10 protein-coding genes are annotated in these 14,902 nt (G+C 76.7%); 1 reads left to right on the top strand and 9 read right to left on the bottom strand.

What is annotated here, in order from left to right; all coding sequences use genetic code 11:
- Nucleotides 1–27 precede the first annotated feature (27 nt).
- From Sdia_RS08680 to Sdia_RS08720, 9 genes are all read right to left on the bottom strand, one after another.
- The gene (locus Sdia_RS08680) at nt 28–1,629 is read right to left on the bottom strand and encodes a PP2C family protein-serine/threonine phosphatase (RefSeq protein ID WP_189500414.1); all 1,602 of its coding nucleotides are present in this window, start codon (nt 1,627–1,629) and stop codon (nt 28–30) included.
- A 3-nt stretch (nt 1,630–1,632) separates the two neighbouring features.
- Nucleotides 1,633–4,257, bottom strand: a complete 2,625-nt coding sequence (locus tag Sdia_RS08685; protein WP_189400582.1) for a serine/threonine-protein kinase — start codon at nt 4,255–4,257, stop codon at nt 1,633–1,635.
- A complete protein-coding gene (locus tag Sdia_RS08690) occupies nt 4,254–5,576 on the bottom strand; it encodes a hypothetical protein (protein WP_100452688.1) in 1,323 nt (440 codons plus the stop codon). Before Sdia_RS08690 ends, Sdia_RS08685 begins: the two co-directional genes overlap by 4 nt.
- A gap of 94 nt (nt 5,577–5,670) precedes the next feature.
- Nucleotides 5,671–6,675 carry a glutamate ABC transporter substrate-binding protein gene (locus tag Sdia_RS08695; protein ID WP_100452689.1) on the bottom strand — a complete coding sequence of 335 codons (1,005 nt, stop codon included), beginning with the start codon at nt 6,673–6,675 and terminating at the stop codon, nt 5,671–5,673.
- 11 nt (nt 6,676–6,686) lie between these two features.
- A complete protein-coding gene (locus Sdia_RS08700; protein WP_229831548.1) occupies nt 6,687–7,952 on the bottom strand; it encodes a GlnX family signal transduction membrane protein in 1,266 nt (421 codons plus the stop codon).
- A gap of 643 nt (nt 7,953–8,595) precedes the next feature.
- Nucleotides 8,596–9,573: an N-acetylglucosamine kinase gene (locus tag Sdia_RS08705; protein WP_100452690.1), complete on the bottom strand. Its 978-nt coding sequence runs from the start codon at nt 9,571–9,573 to the stop codon at nt 8,596–8,598.
- Nucleotides 9,564–10,829: a 6-phospho-beta-glucosidase gene (locus Sdia_RS08710; protein WP_124287170.1), complete on the bottom strand. Its 1,266-nt coding sequence runs from the start codon at nt 10,827–10,829 to the stop codon at nt 9,564–9,566. The genes Sdia_RS08705 and Sdia_RS08710 overlap by 10 nt, the downstream gene beginning before the upstream one ends.
- Before the next feature lie 76 nt (nt 10,830–10,905).
- On the bottom strand, nt 10,906–12,210 hold the full coding sequence (locus Sdia_RS08715) for an ROK family transcriptional regulator (RefSeq protein ID WP_189500413.1): 1,305 nt from the start codon (nt 12,208–12,210) through the stop codon (nt 10,906–10,908).
- A gap of 204 nt (nt 12,211–12,414) precedes the next feature.
- The gene (locus Sdia_RS08720; RefSeq protein WP_100452692.1) at nt 12,415–13,479 is read right to left on the bottom strand and encodes a mechanosensitive ion channel family protein; all 1,065 of its coding nucleotides are present in this window, start codon (nt 13,477–13,479) and stop codon (nt 12,415–12,417) included.
- 398 nt (nt 13,480–13,877) lie between these two features.
- Here Sdia_RS08720 and Sdia_RS08725 point away from each other — a divergent pair, with 398 nt between their 5' ends.
- Nucleotides 13,878–14,483, top strand: coding sequence for an HNH endonuclease (locus Sdia_RS08725; RefSeq protein ID WP_115069889.1), 606 nt, complete (start codon nt 13,878–13,880; stop codon nt 14,481–14,483).
- The last annotated feature ends 419 nt before the right edge of the window (nt 14,484–14,902 follow it).

Here is a 14,902-nt window from a genome sequence, read left to right on the forward strand (position 1 = left end):
CCGGGGCCGCGGACCCGCGCCGGTGCCTCAGGCGTCCTCCCACGGGCGCACGTCGAACGGCACCACGGCCACCGTCACGTTGTCGTGCCCGCCGCCGTCCAGCGCGTGGCCCGCCAGGACCTGGGCACTGTGCAGCGGGCGGGTGAGGGCGTCGGCCGGGAGCGCGGCCGCCATCTCCTCGGCGGACTCGGCGTAGTTCCACAGGCCGTCGCTGCACACCACGGCGACGCCCGGCCGGTCCGGTTTGAACGAGGCGGTGTGCGGGTCGAGTTCGTAGGCGTCGGCGCCGAGCCAGCCGGTGATGGCGTGGGCCCGCGAGTCGGCGTGCGCCTCGGCCTCGCTCATCAGCCCGGCGGCGACCATCTGGGCCGCCCACGAGTCGTCCTCGGTGAGCCGGGCCACCGGCCCCTCGCGGTCGGCGGGCACCCAGTAGACGCGGCTGTCACCGATCCATCCGACGACCAGCAGACCGCCCGCCGCGACGGCGCCGACGATGGTGCAGGCCGGAGCGTTCTGCCGGGGGGAGTCCGCGTCGGCGGGCCGTTCCTCGGCCAGGCCGTCCACGGCGCGGGCGGCCGCGACGATCGCCTCGTGCATCGCCGTCTGCGGGTGCGTGCCCTGCCCGAGCGCCGCGACCAGCGAGTCGGTGGCCGCGCGGGAGGCGGCCAGGGACGCCTCGTCGGGCCGGGTCGCCGACGAGACCCCGTCGCAGACGATCGCCACCACCGCGGGGGAGCCGTCCGGCAGCGGCGCCGAGGCCAGCGCGAACGCGTCCTCGTTGCGATGGTGGCGCAGCCCCCGGTCGCTGACCGCCGCCGCCCCCGCGATCTCCTCCTCCATGTGGTCGCGTTCACGCGGCTGGGCGTGCCCGCAGTTCTCGCAGTACCCGTCGGGGTCGACCCGACCGGCCCGGCATGCCACGCAGGTCCTCCCCCCGCCGCCCGGGGCACCGGCCGCCGTGGTGCGGGGATCGGCGGGCGCCCCGCCGCCCGCCGGGGACACGCCCGCGCCCTCCTCGGCGGCCCGGGCCGAGGGCGCCGGGTCGACCAGGGTCGGCGGCCCGCTCGTGGCGGGAGGTGCGGGAGGTGCGGGAGGTGCGGGAGGTGCGGGAGGTGCGGGAGGTGCGGGAGGTGCGGCCCCCGGCTCGGCCAGCGCGAAGTCGCCCTGCTCGCCGACGGGAGCGGACCCGGCCGCCTCCTCGCCGTCCCGGGCGCCCGGCACACGCGTGGCGGTGGGTGGCGCCCCCCACGGCCCCGGGGCGGGCGCCGGGGTGCCTGCCGGGGCGTCAGGGGCGGGGCCGTCCGGGACGGCCGCGTCGGCGGTGGCCGCGGGTGGGCCGGCCGGCGGGGCGCCCGCCGGGTCCGTGCCCGGCAGGTCCTCGGCCCCGCGCAGGGGCGAGGTCTCGCCGGGGGCCGCCGACGGCGGGACCGGCGGGGCGGCCGGCCAGGCCACGGGGGCACCCCTGCCGCCCTCGGCGGGCGGGCCGTCGGGCGAGACCGCGTCGGGGCGGCCGCGGGGCGGCTCGGGCACGGACGACAGGTCGAACCCGCACGCCCCGCAGAAGTGGTCGGCCGGCTCCAGCGGCTCCTCGCAGCTGGGACAGGCGGAGAGTTGGGGAATCCGCGACATCAATCACACCATCGTCCGGGGGCGGAAGCGGTTGGCCCGCTCCACCAGTTCGATCCGCTCCTCGCCCCGCCGGGCGAGTCTGGCCAGCGTCCGGTAGGCGCGCTCCAGACCGAATCTGAGGCCACGCTCGTCCAGTTGGCTGCCCAGCAGCACCGTACGGGCCGTGCCACCGGCCCGAAGCCCGGAACCGGAAGCTCTCTCGGCCGTCTGCCCCGGGCTACCCGAGAGTACCCAGTCGAGTGCCGTTCCCAGCACCTCCGCCGCCAGCCTTTCCCGGCGTACCGCGTCGAGACCGAGCCCCTCCAACGCCTCGAGCTGGGCCGCGCACGCCGTCAGGTCGGCCAGCAGCGGCTCGGCCGGGTCGCGCCGGCGCAGCCGCGCCCGGATCGCCGCGACCCGCGCGGCGGTGTAGTGGATGGAGGCTTCCGGAACCGACTCCAGGGTCCGCACGGCCTCCTGGCGCAGCCCCGCCGCCCACTGCACGCGCGCCAGCGAGAAGGCGGCGCCGACGAAGCCCGGGTCGCGGCTCCACACCAGGCGGTAGTACTCGGCGGCGTTGTCCGCCTGGCCGAGCACCTCGGCGGCCAGACCCAGTGCCAGCTTGGGCGCGGGCTCGCCCGGGAACGCGTCGTACAGCGCGTCGAAGGAGAGCGCCGCCCCCTCGAAGTCCCCGGCGGCCAGGCCCGTCACACCCCGGTACCAGACCACTCGCCAGTCGTCCGGGACATACGCCTCCAGCTCCCGCAGCCCCTCCTCGGCCGCCGCCACCCGCCCCTGCTCCAGCTCCGCCCGGAGCTTGCGCAGCCGCAGCTCCGGCGAGTCGACCGGGGCCGGCGCGAGCGCCGCCGCCAGCTCGCCGGGCGCGGCGGCCGCCAGCCCCGCGAGGAACCCGGCGTTCGGGTCTGCCGGGTCGACGCGCGGCATCGGCAGGGCCAGCGCGGCGGCCGCGGGGTCCGGGGCACCGGGCGGTGCGACACCGCCCGGAGGGGGGACCGGGTCCGCCGCCGGGACCGTCCCGGCGGCCACCCCCGGCACGCGCGCCGACGGCGCCTGCCCGGGCAGCGCCGGGACCGCCCCCGGCGCCGCGACGGCGGGGACCGCCGACCGGACCCGGCGGCGCCCCCGCACCAGGGGTGCGGGGCGTTCACCGAGGCGCGAGACGACCCCGTCGTCCGGCACCACCTCGGTGTCGGGGACCCGCAGCTCGGGGCCGAAGAGCGTGGAGAGGGCCGGGTGCGGCCGGCCCGACTGGAGCGCCACCACCTCCCGCAGCACCCCGGTCAGCTGCTCCGCCATCTCCTCGGCCGTCGCGAACCGCCGTGTCGGATCGGGGTCGGTGGCGCGGATCAGCAGCCGGTAGAACGACTCGTACGTCCACAGGACCGGCACGTCGTGCGGGTCCGGGAGGCTGTCGGCGTGGATGTGGGTGTAGCCCGGGAAGTCGAAGGTGAGGACGGCCAGGGTGCGCGCCACCGTGTACAGGTCGGAGGCGACCGACGGGCCGTGCGTGGCGACCTCGGGGGCCTGGTAGCCGACCGTGCCGTAGATCGCCGACTCCTCGTCGTCCATCCGGCGGACCGCGCCCATGTCGATCAGCTTGAGCCGGCCCTCGGTCTGGATGGCGTTGTCGACCTTGAAATCGCAGTAGAGCAGGTTGCGGCTGTGCAGGTGGCCGAGGGCCTCCAGCGCCTCGATGCCGTACGCGCACGCCTGCTCCACCGGCAGCGGGTCGCGCCGGCCCTCGGGTGTGCGCCGCTCGTTGGCCAGCTCCTTCAGGGACTTGCCGCCGACGTACTCCATCACGATGTAGCCGTCGAGGGAGCCGGTGCGCTGGTCGAGGTGCTCCACGAAGTTGTAGATCCGCACGATGTTGGCGTGCTCGATCTCGGCGAGGAAGCGCCGCTCCGAGATGGCCGCCGCCATGGCGTCCTCGTCGCCGGTGTCCAGCAGGCCCTTCAGCACCACCCACCGGTCCGAGACCGCCCGGTCCACCGCGAGGTACACCCAGCCGAGCCCGCCGTGCGCCAGACACCCCACCACCTCGTACTGCCCGTGCACCACCTCGCCCGGCCGCAGCTTCGGCACGAAGGAGTACGGGTGACCGCACTTGGTGCAGAACCCCTCGGTACGGCCCGGCCGTCCGCCCCGCGCACGGCCCACCGGCGCCCCGCACTCGGCCCGGCTGCAGAACCGCTTGCGCTCGGGCACCCGCGGATCGGCCGCCACCGCCGTACGCGGATCGGGGCGCGGCACGTCCGGCACCGTCACCAGGCCCGCGCCGAGCCGCCCGTGTCGCGAGACCCCGCCCGAGGCCGAACTGCGCACCGACACCGACCGCGTGGTGGCCCGGCCCGGCAGCGACCGCGAGAGCCGCCCCGACACCGGCCGGCGCGAGGAACGCGAGCCCGCCGAGGCCGCCGTGAGCGCCGGCCCCGAGCCGCGCCCCGACCCCGCCGAGCCACGCCCCGAACGGCCCGAGCCGCCCGCCGCCATGCCCGTCGGCGGCGAGGAGAGCGACCCGTCGGGCGACACCACCGGCGCCATCCCGCACACGTCGCAGTACAACTCGCCCCCGCCGACGTCCTCGTACGCGCCGGTGCACCCCGGCCGCCGACAGCTCCGTCTCACGCCCCGCCCCTCCCGTCGTCGCTCCCGCCCGGCGCCAGCGCCTCGGCGGCCGCCCGCTGGAACCTGAGGACGGCGTCCTCGGCCACCCGCAGGTCGCAGGGGGCGCTCCACAGCACCCGCCGCGCCGCGTCGTACCGCTCCGCCAGCACCGGGTCCTCGGCCAGCCCGAGCCGGGACACCTTCGCCCGGTACGCGTCCAGCCGCCCGCGCAACTCCGCGCGGACCGCGAGCGGGGCCGTCACCGCCGTCAACGAGTCGCGGGCCCGCTCCAGTTCGTCCTCCGCCCGCCGCTCCAGCGCGTCCAGCAGCGGCGAGAGCCGGTGCCAGCGGCCGTGCCTGCGGTGGTCGGCCGCCGCCGACAACTGCTCCTTCAGGGCACTCGGCGGGCCGCTCACCGCCGGGACCTCGGAGGCGGCGATCTTCGCCAGCACCTCGCCGCGCGCCGTCCGCGCCTCCGCCAGCGTCCGGTCGGCCCGTGACAGCACGTCCCGCAGCCGGGCCAGCCGAGCCTCGGCGTCCCGCCGGACCTGGAGCACCGCCTCGATCTCCCGGCGCACCTCCTCCAGCGCCCGTGCCTCCCGGTCGTAGCGCCGGGTGTCCGGGCGGCCCGCGCCGGGCGTGGCGCCGCCGTCCGAAGGCACCCAGAAGGAGAGCGGGTCCGAGACGACCTGCTCGCGCAGGACCGTCAGCACCCGCCCGATCCGCTCCAGGTCGTCCCCGGCCGGATGCTCGCCCGGCAGCACACCCACCGACCTGGCCAGCGACCTCGTCCGGCGCTGCTCGGCGGCGAGCAGGTCGATCCGGGCGGGCAGCGCCGACCACACCGCGTCGGCCGCCACCACCACCGCCAGCGACTCGGCGTACAGCGTGTTCATCCGGTCCACCAGCTCGGTGAGCGACAACCGCTCGGCGAGCACCGCCGCGCCCGGCCCCCCGCCCGGCGTGCCCGGCACCGTCACCGAGGAGCCCTGGAGCAGCTCCGTCAGCGCCACCAGTTCCTCCCGGCCCGGCCAGCGCCGCCGCGACCGCACCTCGCGGGCCTCGGCGACCGCCGCCGTGTACGCGTCGAAGTACGCCCACAGCCGGGTGATGTCCGCCTCCGCCGCGCGCCACCGCCCGGCCGTCGTCCCGGTCAGCTCGGCGCCCTCCAGCAGCCGCCGCCCGGCGTGGTCCTGGAGCGCCAGCAGCGAGGTCTCGACGGCCTCCCGCTCCGCGCCGAGCCGCGCCAGCGCGCGGTCGGCCTCGTCCCTGTCGAGCACCGGCCCACCGGCCGTGCCACCGGGACCCCCGGCCCCGGTGTCCGCTCGCGCGACATCCATCGCTCCCCTTTCACCGTGCGGCCGCCGGGCGAGTGCCCGGCGGCCACCTGCCGCTTCCCGTCCCGCGCGTAGCGCCGTCCCGCCCCGGTCCCGGTCAGTCCCGGTAGGTGGCGGGCGGCGGCCCGGGGGACTTCCCCAGGCCGGCCTTCAGCCACTTGCCGTACGACCGCTCCCAGCCGTCCTTGCGGTACTCGACGAGCACCTGGTTGACCCGGGCCACCAGGTCCTTCGCGTCCTTGTGCATCGCCACGCCGTAGAACTCCTCGGTGAACGGCTCGCCCACCAGCTCCACCATCGGGTCCTGCGCCGCCTGGCCGGCCGCCAGCGCGCTGTCGGTGACGACCGCGTCGACCTCGCCGAGCTGGAGCCGCACCAGGCAGTCGAGCTGGTTGGGGACGGTGGTGGAGATGTCCGCGCCGTGCGACTCGGCCTCCAGTTCCGCCAGTGCCGTCGACCCGGCCGCCGCGCAGACCCTGCGGCCCTTCAGCGAGGCGTCGTGACCGGTGATCGGGGACCCCTTCGGCACCAGCAACTGCTGGCCCGTCTCGAAGTAGGCGGTGGAGAAGGCCACTTCCCTGATCCGGTCGCAGGTGATGGTCATGGTGCGCACCACCATGTCCACCTCGCCGCTGTCGATCGCCTGGACACGCCGGTTGGTCGGTATCGCCCGGAACACCACGGCCTCGGGATCGCCCATCAGGTCCGCCGCTATCGCCCGGACCAGGTCGATGTCGAACCCCTCCAGGGAACCGGTGGCCGGATCGCGGTACCCCCACCGGTAACTGTTCTGGTCGATTCCCACGATCAGCTTCCGCGGCTTGTCCGTACGGGACTTGATGCGCTTCAGCGTCGGTCCCCCGGTCCGCGAGGGGCGGGCCCGCGACGCCTCCGGGCGCTCACAGGACTCGGCGCGGGCCGGTTCCGCCGCCGCCGGGCCGCGCGGGCCGTCGTCGTGGATGCCGAGGGTCGCGTCGCTCACCCGCTGGAGCGGCAGCAGCGCCAGCGCCGCCGTCAGCACGCACGCCACCGCCATCGCGGTCACCCCGCCCCAGCCGCGCAGCCGGGAAGGGCGCGGCCGCTCACGGTCGCCACGGTTCATCGCGCCTCCTGTCACCGGTACTCCGCCAGTCTGCGGGCGATGCCGACCCCGGCTGCCGCCGCACCCACCGCGGCGAGCGCCAGCGACCCCGCGACCAGGCCGGTCAGCGCGCCGCCACCGGCGCGCGCGGCCCGCTCGAACTCGTCCTGCTCGTGGACGAGGGCCTGCTCCAGCGCCGCGTCCAGCCGGTCGAAGGAGGCGCCGGTCGCCTCGTCGCCCTCGGCGCCGATCACCCGCTCCAGCGCCTGCTCGTAATCACCGGCCTCGTCGGACTCGCGTGCTCGGGCGTGCCGTTCGCGCCACTCCGCCCCCCGGTCCGCGGCGGCCCGCACGGGATCGCGGCCCTGCGGGTCGTCGGCCAGCTCCCGCGCCCGCCCGAGCAGCCCGTCGCCCGCCCCGGCGTCCTCCGGGCCGAGCAGCCGCGTCATCTCCGCCCGGTACGCCACGTCGTAACTGTCCTGCCCGGCGAACCTCTGCCCCTGCGGCACCGTCACCGCGCCCCGCGCCACCAGCGTGAGGTTCTCCCCGCCGCGCGCCTTCAGCGCGCTGATCCGCGCGTCGTTGAGCACGTTCAACGACCGCACCCCTCCCTCGTACGAATCGGAGAGCGCCGCCGAGGCCAGGGTGTGCCCCGCCGTCACCCACAGCAGCAGCGCCCCGCAGGCGGCGGTCGCGCCGAGCAGCCCCAGGTTGAAGCGGCGGTTGGTGCGCCGGTACATGGCGTGCTGCACGCCGCCCAGCGCACCGACCGTCAGCACGCCGAGCCCGACCGCCACCCACGGGAAGCCCTGCGCGGTGGCGTAGTCGGTGCGCAGCCGTTCCTTCTCCGCCTGGTAGAGCCGCTCGGCGGCGGGCAGCATCTCCTCCTGCATGAGGTCGTTGGCGTTGCGCAGCCAGGCGCCGCCGAGTGGCAGGCCCTGCCGGTTGTTGGCCCGGGCCGCCTCGATCCGGGCGGTGTACACCGGCAGCAGCCGGCCCAGTTCGGCGATCTCGGCCGCCGGCCCGGCCGCCCCGTCGGTCGCCGCCGCGGCCGTGGCCAGCTTCCGCGAGGCCGTCGCGATGCCCCGGTCGTACCGCTCGCGGACCTCCGCCGGCTCCAGCCCGCCGGCCAGGAACCCGCTGGAGGCCGCCGTGTTGGCGTCGGCGAGCGACCGGTACACCGCGGCGGCGTCGGCACTCAGCGGCTGCGACCGGCGCAGCACGTCCTCGGCGGCGTCCGACCGGTCGCCCATCTGGAACGAGGCCGCCACTCCGAACGCCCCGATCAGTACCGTCAACAGCCCCGCCACCACTCGCAGTCCACCGGGCACGGTACGCGCCTGCGCCCGCAACCGCGAGGGAAGCCCCGGCTCACCGGAGGGCTCCGTCGACGCCCCGGCCGCCGGGGCGGGGGGCACCGTACCGCCGGCGCCCGAACGCGGCCCGGGCACGACGGGCGCCGCCGCGACGGAACCCGGCGGCGCCCCGCCCGTCGGCTGACTGCTCACGCGACCTCCCCCTCGGCCCTGTCGGTCAACACCCTTCCCCGGTCCCGGGGAACGTAGTGCTCGGCGGCCAGTATGGCCGCACCGCCCACGGACGACACCGGCGTTCACCCGATCCGGCAGGTGCCTCACCCCTGCCGGGCCCGGCGGCACGACCCACGGCCCGCGACGCGATCCCCTTCTGCAATACGCCGTTGACGCGGGATCGGTTCCCCCGCACGGGCCGGCACAGGGCACCGGGAAATCCGGGGAGCGGCCGTTCCGTACGAGATTGACGGCCGGGCCGCTCGGCGTGCGGCGCGGGCCGGCACCACGGTGTGCGGACCGGCCCCGCGCTCCGCCCGAGGGCCTCCGCCGGCACGGGCGGAAGACACACGCCCGCACCGGCGCGCAAGGAGTCAGCTCACGGTCCGGACCCGGGCGGGCGTCCGGGGCCTCAGCCGAACCACGCCCGCACCCTCGCGTAAGCCTCCGCCCCGGCCCCCACCGCGTCCATCCCCAGCAGCGCCGCCCCCAGTACGGGCGCCGCCGTCACCACGCGCGGCTCGGCCAGGGGCGCCCGTCGGGCCAACGCCTCCCGCACCCCCGCGTCCAGCCCCGGCCTGCGGGCGGCCAGGATGCTCCCGCCCAGCAGGACGGGGGCCGGGGTGTCCACCAGATCCAGCCGGTCCAGGGCGACGGCCGCCATGGTGGCCACCTCTTCGGCGAGGCGGGTGATCAGGCCCGCCGCGACCGGGTCGCCCGCCTCGGCCACCGTGAAGAGGACCGGGGTCAGTTCGTGGCGGCGGGCCGGCGGGACGTGGCCCAGGTGGAGGGCTTCGATCAGGGCGTACATCGTGTCGAGGCCGAAGTGGGCGGGGAGGGCCCGCGCCAGGGTGGTGGGTTCGCCTCGGCCGTCCTCCGCGCGGGCCGCGTGCCACAGGGCCTCCTCGGCGAGGCCGCCTCCGCCGCCCCAGTCGCCGGAGACGCGGCCGAGGGCGGGGAAGCGGGCGGTGCGGCCGTCGGGGACCATGCCGGCGCAGTTGATGCCCGCGCCGCAGACCACGGCGACTCCGCGCGGGTCGGCGTCCTCCAGAAGGCCCGCGCGGAGCACCGCGAAGGTGTCGTTGCGCACCTCGACCGCCTGGCCCCAGCCGCGTGCGGCCGTCGCGGCGGCCAGCCGCTCCTCCTCGACCGGGAGGTCGGCGTTGGCCAGGCACGCCGACACGTGGGCGACGGGCACGTGCCCGGCCGCCTCCTGGGCCCGTCCGACCGCCTCGGCGAGCGTGTCCAGGGCCCGTTCGACGCCGGTCGCGGGCGGCCGGAACCCGCCGCCGCGGGCGGTGCCCGCGACCTCGCCGTCGGCCGTCACCACGGCCACGTCGGTCTTGCTGTTGCCCGCGTCGATGGCGAGCACCGCTCCGCTCACGCCCACGGCAGATGCTCCTGGTTGTGCGAGAGCAGGAGGTCGGTGAGGGTCTCGGCCCGGTCGTACTGGCCGATCAGGGGGTGGGCCAGCAGCGCGGCGAAGACGCGGTCCCGGCCGCCTTCCAGAGCCGCGCGCAGGGCCAGGTCCTCGTAGGCGGTGACGTGCGAGACCAGCCCGGTGTGCAGCGGGTCGAGCGGGGGGACGGCCAGCGGGCGGGCTCCCTCGGGACCGACCTCGGCCTGGACCTCGATCACCGCGTCGTCGGGGAGGAAGGGGAGCGTGCCGTCGTTGCGGACGTTGACCACCTGGAACGGGCTGCCGCCGCGGCCGAGGAGGGCGGCCGCGAGGTCGACGGCGGCCTCCGAGTAGAAGGCGCCGCCGCGCCTGGCCAGCAGCTCGGGCTTCTGGTCGAGCGTCGGGTCGGCGTACAGCTCCAGCAGTTCGCGTTCCATGGCCGCGACCTTCTCGGCGCGGGAGGGGCCGGCGCGCAGTTCGCCGACGACCTCGTCATGGGCGTAGAAGTACCGCAGGTAGTACGAGGGGACGACGCCGAGGCGGTCCAGGAGAGGGCGGGGCAGGCGCAGGTCGGCGGCGATGGTGTCGCCGTGGCCGGTGAGCAGGCGCGGCAGCACGTCCTCGCCGTCGGGGCCGCCGATCCGGACCGAGGTCTCCCAGGAGAGGTGGTTGAGGCCGACGTGGCCGAGGTGGACGTCGGCGGGTGCCACGTCGAGGAGGCGGGCGAACTTCCGCTGGAAGCCGATGGCGACGTTGCAGAGCCCGACCGCCTTGTGGCCGGCCCGGAGCAGGGCGCGGGTGACGATGCCGACCGGGTTGGTGAAGTCGATGATCCAGGCGTCGGGGTTGGTGCGCCGGACCCGCTCGGCCATGTCCAGGACGACGGGAACGGTCCGCAGCGCCTTGGCGAGGCCGCCCGCGCCCGTGGTCTCCTGGCCGACGCAGCCGCACTCCAGCGGCCAGCTCTCGTCGCGCTGCCGGGCCGCCTGGCCGCCCACCCGGAGCTGGAGCAGGACGGCGTCGGCGCCCTCGACCCCCGCGTCCAGGTCGGCGGTGGTGGTGACGGTGCCGGGATGGCCCTGCCGGGCGAAGATCCGCCGGGCCAGCCCGCCGACCAGCTCCAGCCGTCCCGCGTCGGGGTCGACGAGGACCAGCTCGGTCAGCGGCAGGGTGTCCCGCAGCCGGGCGAACCCGTCGATCAGTTCGGGGGTGTAGGTGGACCCGCCCCCTACGACGGTCAGCTTCATGGATCGCTCCTCGGGTCGATGCGTCGATGTGTCGGTACGTCCTGCGCCGGTGCGTGCCGTGGGCGTGCCGGTCCCCTCACCGGGCGGAGGTGTCGAAGACCTCGTCGCGGACGGCGGCGAGCGCGACCTCCAGGCCGCCCCGCACCACCGGGTCGCCGGTGACCTCGCCGGCCAGCAGGCGGGGACGGGAGGGAGCCAGCTCGGCCAGTTCCTCCTCGGTCAGCCGCAGCAACGGCTCGCCGCCGGCGGTCAGCACCCGGCCGGTCAGCACGATCACCGCGGGGTCCAGCACGGCGACGAGCGAGGCGATGCCCGTCGCCAGCCGTACGGCGTACGCCCGCAGCAGCGCCGTCGGCCCGGCGTGCAGCGAGAAGACCCCCGCGTCCGGGCCGCCCGGCGCCGTCGCGGCCGGCTCGTCACCGGGCCGTGCGTACGCCTCGGCCGCCGCCCGCAGCAGCGCCGCCGCGACCGCCTCGCCGTCCGGGGCGGCCCCGGCGCCCCGGACCCCACCCGCCGCCCCCGGCTCCGGGACCGGCACCCCCAGCTCCCGCGCCAGCCCGGGCAGCGCCTGGGCCCCGGCCAGTTCCTGGAAACCGCCGCTGCCGGACCGGGCCACGCCCCGCGCCAGCGGCGCCCCCGCGACCGGCAGGAAGCCGATCTCGCCCGCGCCGCCGGTCCAGCCCCGGTGCAGGCGGCCGCCGATGACCAGGGCGGCGCCCAGACCGGTGCCGTTCCAGAGCAGGACGAAGTCCTCGTGGCCGCGAGCCGCGCCGAGGCGCCGCTCGGCGACGGCGGCGAGGTTGACGTCGTTCTCGTACTCCACCGGTACGGGGTGCAGGGCGGCCGCCACCTCGGCCAGCAGGCCGGGGGAGTGCCAGCCCGCCAGGTGGCCCGCGTACCGCAGGCGTCCGGTGCGCGGGTCGAAGGCGCCGGGCGTACCGACCACCACCCGGCGCAGCGCCGTCCGCTCCACCCCGGCGGCGCGGGCGGCGCCGTCCAGCGCGGCGGTGAGCTGCGCCGCGACCCCGCCGGGCCCCGGCCGGGCGGGGGTCGCCAGGGTGCGGGTGGCGAGGACCGCCCCGGTGACGTCGGCGACCGCCGCCCGGACGCCGCCGGGGCGGACGTCGAGCGCGGCCACGTGCGCCACCTCGCCGCGCAGCGCGTACAGCCGCGCGCCGGGGCCCGGCCGGCCCTCGCTGGTGCCCGCCGCGGTGACCAGTCCGGCCGCCTCCAGCCGGGTCAGGAGCTGCGAGACGGTCGGTTTGGAGAGACCGGTCAGCGCGCCGAGCCGAGCCCGCGAGAGGGCGCCGTGCTCGGTCAACAGGTCCAGCGCGGCCCGCTCGTTCATCACCCGCAGCACCCGGGGAGTCCCCGCCACCATCCGCCCCGCCCGTCTCCGCACCGGTCGCCGGGCCCGGTCCGAGGACTCCGCGCGACTGACAGGAAACCTTCCTGCCAGTGGGCGAACCTACCGATCCGCGCCCCGCCCGGCAACCCTCGGCGCACACGCCGCCGCCCCGCCCCACGGGAGGACCGGGAGCGGGGCGGCGGACGCGGAGCGGTCCCGCCCGGAGCGGGCGCCGGGCTACTTGCCGAGCTTCGGCCCCGCCGCCGGCGGCGGGATGGGGGAGGCGGCCAGCGACTGGGGCGAGGTCGCGGAGGCGTACGCCGAGGGGGCGGCGACCGCCGCCGACGGGTCGGCCGCGGCCTCCTCCTCGGCGGCGTCCGGGCCGCCCACGATGGAGATGCCCGCCGCGTCGAACGCCTTCTTGATGCGCCAGCGCAGCTCCCGCGCGACGGCCAGGTCCTGACCGGGCATCGTCTTGGCGGAGACGCCCACCACCATGGAGTCCAGGAGCACCGAGTCCAGGCCCAGCACCTCCACCGGGCCCCACAGCCGCTCATTCCACGGCTCGTCCTTGGCGATCCGCGCCCCCACCTCGGTGAGCGTGTCGCGGACCTGGTCGAGGTCCTCGTCGGCCCGGACGGTGACCTCGACGGCCGCGGTGGACCAGCCCTGGCTGAGGTTGCCGATCCGCTTGACCTCGCCGTTGCGGACGTACCAGATGGCGCCGTTGGGGCCGCGCAGCTTGGTGACGCGCAGGCCCACCTCGATCACCTCACCGGTGGCGACGCCCGCGTCGACGGTGTCGCCCACGCCGTACTGGTCCTCAAGGATCATGAAGACGCCGGAGAGGAAATCCGTGACGAGGTTGCGGGCCCCGAAGCCGATGGCGACACCGGCGACACCGGCCGAGGCCAGCAGCGGCGCCAGGTTGATCCTGAAGGTGTCGAGGATCATCAGCGCGGCCGTGCCCACGATGAGGAACGAGGCGACCGAGCGCAGCACCGAGCCGATCGCCTGCGACCGCTGGCGCCGCCGCTCCGCGTTGACCAGCAGCCCGCCGAGGGCCGTACCGTCCACCGCGGAGGCGGTGCGGTTCATCCGGTCTATGAGGTTGGTGATCGTCTTGCGGATGATCATGCGCAGCGCCGCAGCGACGACGATGATCAGCAGGATGCGCAGGCCGGTCTCCAGCCACGTCGACCAGTTCTCCGACACCCAGCCCGCCGCGTCGGTGGCCCGCTCCTGGGCCTCTTCGAGCGTGACGGTGTCCTCCCGGCCTGCGGCCGGTGCGGATGGGAACACGGGGCTACCTCCGGGCGGTGACGAGCCGCCCACCGGAGTACGCGGCCCCGCCGCGCGGTGCGACAGGGGTGAAGACGGTGTGGACGGCCTCTCCACATTAACGGCCCCCCACCCTCGCGCCGGGCCCCCGGCGCAGGCGCACCACCCCCGGCCTGCGTCGCTGCCCGCGCGCCTGGCCACCGATGTGGCCGACCGCACACCGAGCCGCCCCGAACGTCCGCCGAGCCGCTCGCACCCCAGGTCACAGCCGCCCACCGGGCCCCAGGAAGGTCCCGGCGGCGGAAAAACCCCCTCACCCCGTTACCCGGACATGGTGGCGCTCCGGCCTGGCGTGAGGGGAAACTGAGACAGATCGTCCCGGCGCGAGCCACGCGCCGCCGGCGTACAAGGAGGCACACGTGCCGCACGTTCTCGTCCTCAACGCGTCCTACGAGCCACTCGGCGTCGTACCGCTCCGCCGCGCACTCGTGCTCGTGCTGGAGAGCAAAGCGGTCTGCCTGGAGGAATCCGGCGCCTTCCTGCACAGCGAGAGCCGAACCGTTCCCGCACCGAGCGTCGTGCGGCTCAAACGCTTCGTGAGGGTTCCGTACCGGGGCCCTGTGCCGCTGACGCGACGGGCGCTGTTCGCCCGGGACGGAGGACGGTGCGTGTACTGCGGAGGCGTCGCCACCAGCGTCGACCACGTCATCCCGCGCAGCCGCGGGGGCCGGCACGTGTGGGACAACGTCGTGGCCTCCTGCCGCCGGTGCAACCACGTCAAGGCCGACCGCCACCTGATGGAGCTGGGCTGGCGCCTGCGCGACAAGCCCGCGCCGCCGACCGGGCTGGCCTGGCGGATCATCGGTACCGGGCACCGGGACCCCCGCTGGCTGCCCTACCTCCAGCCGTTCGGCGGGGACGACGCGCTGGCGCGCATCGACGCGGCCGGCGGCGAGGCCGCCCTGGCGGCCCGCCCCGTCAGGGCCGGGGCCCGGGCCGTCCCCTCCGGGTCGGCTCTGCCGTGACCGGGCGCGCCGGACGGCGACGACGGGTGCCGCGGGCCGCCCGCCCCCGGGATCCGGAACGCGCGGCGTGCCGGGAGGCGGCCCGGCTTCCAGGTGGTACGAGAGGTTCTCGTAGCGGCCGGCGGTGACGTCCTCCGGTGTCCCGGCGAGCGCCGGGCGGCAGAAGTCGCCCCGGGGGCCGTCGAACGCGGTGAGGACGTGGGACAGGCCGTCCTCCTCCGGGGCCCCGGAAGCAGTGGGGGAGGAGGCGGCGAGGCGGCGGCCGGCAGGCGACTCCGCGGTGCCGTAAATGGGGCCGCGCCCCATACCCGCGGCTCTCGCATGGGGCGCCGCCCCGTCCCCCCGGCGCCGCGGCGGCCCTACCGTCCCTGGCGAGTACCCCGCCGGGAGCCGGGAGGCGGGGAAGAGACGAGGGAGTC

The sequence above is a fragment of the Streptomyces diastaticus subsp. diastaticus genome, from assembly GCF_011170125.1.
GTDB lineage: Bacteria > Actinomycetota > Actinomycetes > Streptomycetales > Streptomycetaceae > Streptomyces > Streptomyces diastaticus.

Excerpts from the sequence above, each read along its gene's own strand:
- Sdia_RS08680 (WP_189500414.1), bottom strand. The coding sequence starts at position 1,629 with ATGTCGCGGATTCCCCAACTCTCCGCCTGTCCCAGCTGCGAGGAGCCG.
- Sdia_RS08710 (WP_124287170.1), bottom strand. The coding sequence starts at position 10,829 with ATGAAGCTGACCGTCGTAGGGGGCGGGTCCACCTACACCCCCGAACTG.
- Sdia_RS08715 (WP_189500413.1), bottom strand. The coding sequence starts at position 12,210 with ATGGTGGCGGGGACTCCCCGGGTGCTGCGGGTGATGAACGAGCGGGCC.
- Sdia_RS08695 (WP_100452689.1), bottom strand. The coding sequence starts at position 6,675 with ATGAACCGTGGCGACCGTGAGCGGCCGCGCCCTTCCCGGCTGCGCGGC.
- Sdia_RS08690 (WP_100452688.1), bottom strand. The coding sequence starts at position 5,576 with ATGGATGTCGCGCGAGCGGACACCGGGGCCGGGGGTCCCGGTGGCACG.